Origin of the sequence: uncultured Corynebacterium sp., assembly GCF_902782855.1 — a bacterium.
Taxonomy (GTDB): Bacteria; Actinomycetota; Actinomycetes; order Mycobacteriales; family Mycobacteriaceae; genus Corynebacterium.
In genome coordinates, this window is the sequence record NZ_CACZOO010000206.1 from 1 (window position 1) to 5,377 (window position 5,377).

At 67.7% G+C, this 5,377-nt stretch carries 4 protein-coding genes; all 4 read right to left on the bottom strand.

Annotated elements, in window-relative coordinates:
* On the bottom strand, positions 1 to 1,053 hold a 1,053-nt coding region (locus QZV72_RS08905), incomplete at its 3' end, for a DNA polymerase IV (RefSeq protein WP_297007500.1).
* Between the two features lie 11 nt (positions 1,054 to 1,064).
* The gene (locus tag QZV72_RS08910) at positions 1,065 to 2,552 is read right to left on the bottom strand and encodes an amino acid permease (RefSeq protein ID WP_297007501.1); all 1,488 of its coding nucleotides are present in this window, start codon (positions 2,550 to 2,552) and stop codon (positions 1,065 to 1,067) included.
* Between the two features lie 200 nt (positions 2,553 to 2,752).
* A complete protein-coding gene (locus tag QZV72_RS08915; RefSeq protein ID WP_297007504.1) occupies positions 2,753 to 4,207 on the bottom strand; it encodes an amino acid permease in 1,455 nt (484 codons plus the stop codon).
* Positions 4,208 to 4,364: 157 nt separating this feature from the next.
* Positions 4,365 to 5,377: class I tRNA ligase family protein (locus tag QZV72_RS08920; RefSeq protein WP_297007507.1), on the bottom strand; the 1,013-nt coding region annotated here is incomplete at its 5' end.

Consider the following 5,377-nt stretch of genomic DNA (forward strand, 5'->3'; position numbering starts at 1 on the left):
CTCGTCGGTGAGCCCCGACAGGCTCACACCGACGAGCCGGACCGCACCGGACTCCTCCGGGTGCGGCATCACCGAGCGGGACGCGGCGATGATCTCGTCGAGTTCGTCGGTCGGCACCGTGAGCGTCACAGACCGGGTGTGCGCCCGGAAGTCCGCGGTCCGGGTCTTCACCGTGACGGTCCGGGCCGCACGGCCGTCCTTCCTGAGCCGGGCGTGCGCTGCGGTGGCCGAGGCGACGAGCACCGGGTCGGCTGCGGCAGTCGTCGCGGCGTCCACCTCGAGGGTACGTTCGGCGGAGACCTGCTTGGCACGGCCCCGGGCGGTGACCGGCCGGGGGTCGGCACCGCGGGCGTAGCCGAGCAGCTGGGTGCCGACGGAGCCGAGGAGACTGCGGACGTCGGCGTCGTCCATCGCGGTGAACTGGCCGATGGTGGTCACACCGATGTCGGTGAGCCGCGCCTGCGCGACCGGCCCGATGCCGCCGATCTCCCCGACCGGGCGGGGGCCGAACACCTCGTCGCGACGGTCGGCCCCGACGACCGCCACACCGTGGGGTTTATTGAGGTCGGAAGCCATTTTCGCGTGAAGTTTCCCGGTGGACACCCCGATCGAGCACACCAGCCCGGTCTCCTTCTCGACCGTGTCCTGCAGAGCGTGCGCCCAGACCCCCGCGTCCTGCGCGGTCGCGCCGACGAGGACCGCCGGCTCAGCGAAACCCTCGTCGACGCTGAGCCGCTCGATGAACCCGGCCTCGCGTTCCAGGATCTCGAAGATCCGTTCGGATGCCGCGGAATACACCACGAACCGGGGTCGCACCACCGATGCCCGGCCGCGGCACAGCCGCACCGCCTGGTTCATGGGCATCGCCGAACGGGCCCCGTACCTGCGCGCCTCGTAGGACGCCCCGGCGACGACGCCCCGCCCGGAGGCCCCTCCGACCAGCACCGGGCGGCCACGCAACGTCGGCCGGGTGAGTTGTTCGACGGACGCGAAGAAGGCGTCCATGTCGACATGCACCACCCAGCGCCGCTCGCCTGTCCCAGAACCCGTCACGGTCCCCCATCCTAGGGCGCCGGGACCTCCGCACCCTGTTTCTCCGGCACCGGTGCGCCCAGGTGTTCCGCCCGGCGCTGTTCAGTGGCCGGTTTGACGAGGTACCAGCCGGCGGCGATGGCGGCGACCACCGGGATTGCGATCATGACAGTCCAGAAACCGAGGGAATCACCGTAGGCCATGAGTCCGACGACCGTCACCAGGAAGCAGAGGGTGAGCCAGTTGGACCAGGGCGCCAACGGCATGCGGAAGCTCGGCCGCTCCAGCTCGCCACGGTCCGCCCGGGCCTTCAGCCTCATCTGACAGACCACGAGGAACCCCCACACCAGGACAATGGTGACGGCCACGAGGTTCATGGCGATGTCGAAGGCACGGCCGGGGCTGACGTAGTTGATGACCACGCCGACGACGATGATCCCGCTGGTGAGCAGGATCCCGCCGAAGGGGACGCCGCGGGAGTTGAGGACGCCGAGCTTCCTCGGCGCCGAACCGGCATGGGACATGGTGCGCACGATACGGCCGGTGGAGTACAACCCGGCGTTGAGCGAGGAGAGAGCGGCGGTGATGACGACCAGGTTCATGATGTCACCCATGTGGTCGACACCCACGGCGTCGAAGAAGGTGACGAAGGGGCTCTCGTCGGCGGAGAACGAGGTGTAGGGCATCAGCAGGCTGAGCAGCAGGACCGACCCGCAGTAGAAGACGATGATGCGCCAGACGACCGTGTTCACCGCCCGCGGCATCTCGGCCCGGGCGTCCTCGGTCTCACCGGCGGCGGTGGCGACCATCTCGATGCCGAAGTAGGCGAAGATCACGCCGGAGGTCACCAGCGCTAGCTGCATGGTCCCCTCGGGGAAGAGTCCACCGTGGTCAGTGATGTTCGACAGGCCGACAGCGTGGCCGCCGACGTCGTGACCGGAGACGATGAAACAGATGCCGACGACGAGAAAGGCACAGATCGCGATGATCTTGATGAGGCAGAACCAGAACTCCATCTCGCCGAAGACCTTCACCGAGATGGTGTTCAGCGCCAGGACGATGACGAGGGCAGCCAGTGCCAGGACCCATTGCGGGACCGAGTCGAACAGGCCCCAGAACTTCAGGTACATCGCGATGGCGGTGGTGTCGGCGATTCCGGTGAGTGCCCAGCAGAGGAAGTAGATCCAGCCGATGAAGTAGGCGGGCCCCTCCCCCAGGAACTCGCGGGAGTAGGAGACCACGGCGCCGGAGCTGGGGCGGTGCATCACCAGCTCTCCGACGGCCCGCAGCACGAGGAAGCCGAAGAAGCCGCAGACGAGGTAGGCGAGGACGAGTGAGGGGCCGGCGGTGTGGAGCCTGCCACCGGCGCCGAGGAAGAGCCCGGTGCCGATGGCCGAGCCGATGGCCATCATCTGGATGTGGCGGGTCTTCAGACCCTTCCGGTAGCCGTGCTGGTCGGCCGTGAGGAAACTGTCGGCGGAGGTGGACGGGGTCCCGTCAGATGGGGCCGGTGAGGGCATGAGGTGCTCCCGTTGAGTCGGTGGACCCCGCTCCCCGGGGTCCGACTGCAACGAGACGCTAGTGCGTGGACCGGCACTCTGCTCAGGTGAACGCGGTGCACTCGACCCGTTTCCGGGCCTGGTAGCAATGTTTTTACATGCGGTGGCCTCCGGACCCGCCCGGGACATCCGCGTGTAACAGCCCGGGAACCGGAGGCGTCCTATTCCGCCGGGTCCACCGCCACGCGATCGACCTTCGCCTCGAACTCGGCGCGACGGCGCTCCACGCTCGGCTTCACCCAACGCCACGAGAACCAGACGACGAGGATGATCGGGATGGAGATGACGATCGTCCAGAAGCCGATCGAGTCCCCGGAGGCGACGAGCACGACCACCAGCAGCAGGAAGGCCAGCGTCAGCCAGTTGGAGTACGGGGCCAGCGGCATGCGGAAGGACGGACGCTCGATCTCGCCACGCTCAGCCCTCTTCATGAGCTTCATCTGGGCGATGATCATCGCACCCCAGGTCAGCACCAGGGTGACCGCGGTGAGGTTCATCGCGATGTCGAAGGCACGGCCCGGGGCGACGTAGTTGATGATCACGCCGATGATGACGACCACACTGGTCAACGCGATACCGCCGAAGGGGACGCCTCGGTTGTTGAGTTCACCGAGGGAGTGCGGGGCGGAACCTGCGTGGGACATGGTGCGGATCACGCGGCCGGTGGAGTACAGACCCGCGTTGAGCGAGGACAGCACGGCGGTGATCACGACGAGGTTCATGATGTCCCCCATCTGGGAGATGCCGACCTTCGAGAACACGGTGACGAACGGGCTCTCGTCCGCCTTGAACTCGGTGTAGGGCAGCAGCAGCGACATGACGAGCACGGAGCCGCAGTACAGGACCAGGATGCGCCAGACGACGTTGTTGACCGCCCGCGGCATCTCCGCCCGGGCGTTCTCGGTCTCACCGGCCGCTGTCGCGATGACCTCGATACCGAGGTAGGCGAAGAAGACGCCGGAGGTCACGACGGCCAGCGGGACGACACCCTCGGGGAAGATCCCCCCGTGGTCGGCGATGTTGGACAGTCCCGGGGTGACACCGTCGAGGGAGTGCCCGGTGAGGATGAAGATCACACCGGTCACCAGGAAGATCACGATGGCGGCGACCTTGATGAGGCTGAACCAGAACTCCAGTTCGCCGAACACGGCGACGCCGATCATGTTGAAACCGACGACGACCACCAGTGCGACCAGGGCCAGCACCCACTGCGGCACCGAATCGAAGACCGACCAGAACTTCAGGTAGAGGGCGAAGGCCGTCACATCGGCGATACCGGTGATCGCCCACTGCAGGAAGTAGTTCCAGCCCAGCAGGTAGGCGGCGCGCTCGCCGAGGAACTCCCGGGCGTAGGAGACCACGCCGCCGGAACTCGGCCGGTGCATGACCAGCTCGCCGATGGCGCGGAGCACCAGGAAGCCGAAGAATCCACATACCGCGTAGGCGATGAACAGTGACGGGCCCGCATCATGCAGGCGCCCACCGGCACCGAGGAAGAGTCCGGTACCGATGGCCGAACCGATGGCCATCATCTGGATGTGACGGTGTTTGAGGCCCTTGCGGTACCCCTCCTGGTCGGCGGTCAGGAATGACTGCGTCGTCTTGTTCTCTGTCACCGTGGGTGACCTTCCTTGGGTTCAACCGGATGACGGACACTCACCCGGCCCGTAGGACGACGCCGCCGGAACCGTCCCGGGGAGACGTCGTCTCCCCGGGTCGGTCCCGGCGGCCGTCCGTCGGTGTACGTACGGTCTCTTGAGTTGTCAGGCGGTGTCAGTCGCCGGTGACGCGCGCCACGGTGGCCGTGCAGCCGTCACCGGTGTCATGCGTGAGGACCTCGCCGGTGATGACCTTAGCGGAGGTGGCCAGCACTTCGCTCGCGATGTCGTGGATGTGGGTGTCAGCCCACCCCCGTCGCTCCTCCGGCACGGACAGGACGAGACTGATCCGGTCGGACACGTCGAAGTCCTCGGTGCGCCGGGCGTCCTGGATGCCGCGGATGCGGTCTGCCGCCCAGCCCTCGGCCTCCAGCTCTTCGGTGAGCGTCATGTCGAGCACGACGAGCCCCTCGGTGCCGGGAATCTCCGCGGTGCGCTCCGGGTCGACGGCGACGAGCTTGCGGGAGTACTCCCCGTCGACCAGTTCGATACCGGCCGCGGTGACCGCGCCGGACCCGGAGACAGTGTAGTCGCCGGATTTCACGGCCCTGATGACCCTCTGGACGTCCTTGCCCAGCCGCGGCCCCGCGGCACGGGCGTTGACGACGACCTCGAAGCGACCCACGGAGTTCACGTCGTCGGTCAAGACGACCTCCTTGACATTCACCTCGTCGCGGATGATGTCGGCGAACTCGGCGAGATGCGCCGAGGACGGCAGGGCGACGGTGAGGCGTTGCAGCGGCAACCGGTTGCGCAGCTTGTTCGCCTTGCGCAGTGAGGACGCCGCCGAACAGACGCTGCGGACCTCGTCCATCGCCGCGACGAGACCGGCATCCGACGGGAACTCGGCGGCATCGGGCCAGTCGGCCAGGTGTACGCTGCGCCCGCCGGTCAGGCCCTGCCAGATCTCCTCGGTCATCAGCGGGAGCAGCGGCGCGGCGACCCGGCAGACGGTCTCGAGCACGGTGAAGAGCGTGTCGAACGCCTCCGTGCCGCGGCCCTCGGCGTCGACGCCCTGCCAGAAGCGGTCGCGCGAGCGGCGGACGTACCAGTTGGTCAGCACATCGGCGAAGTCGCGCAGCGCCGCCGCCGCGAGGGTCGAGTCGAGCGCCTCGAGGTGGCCGGTGA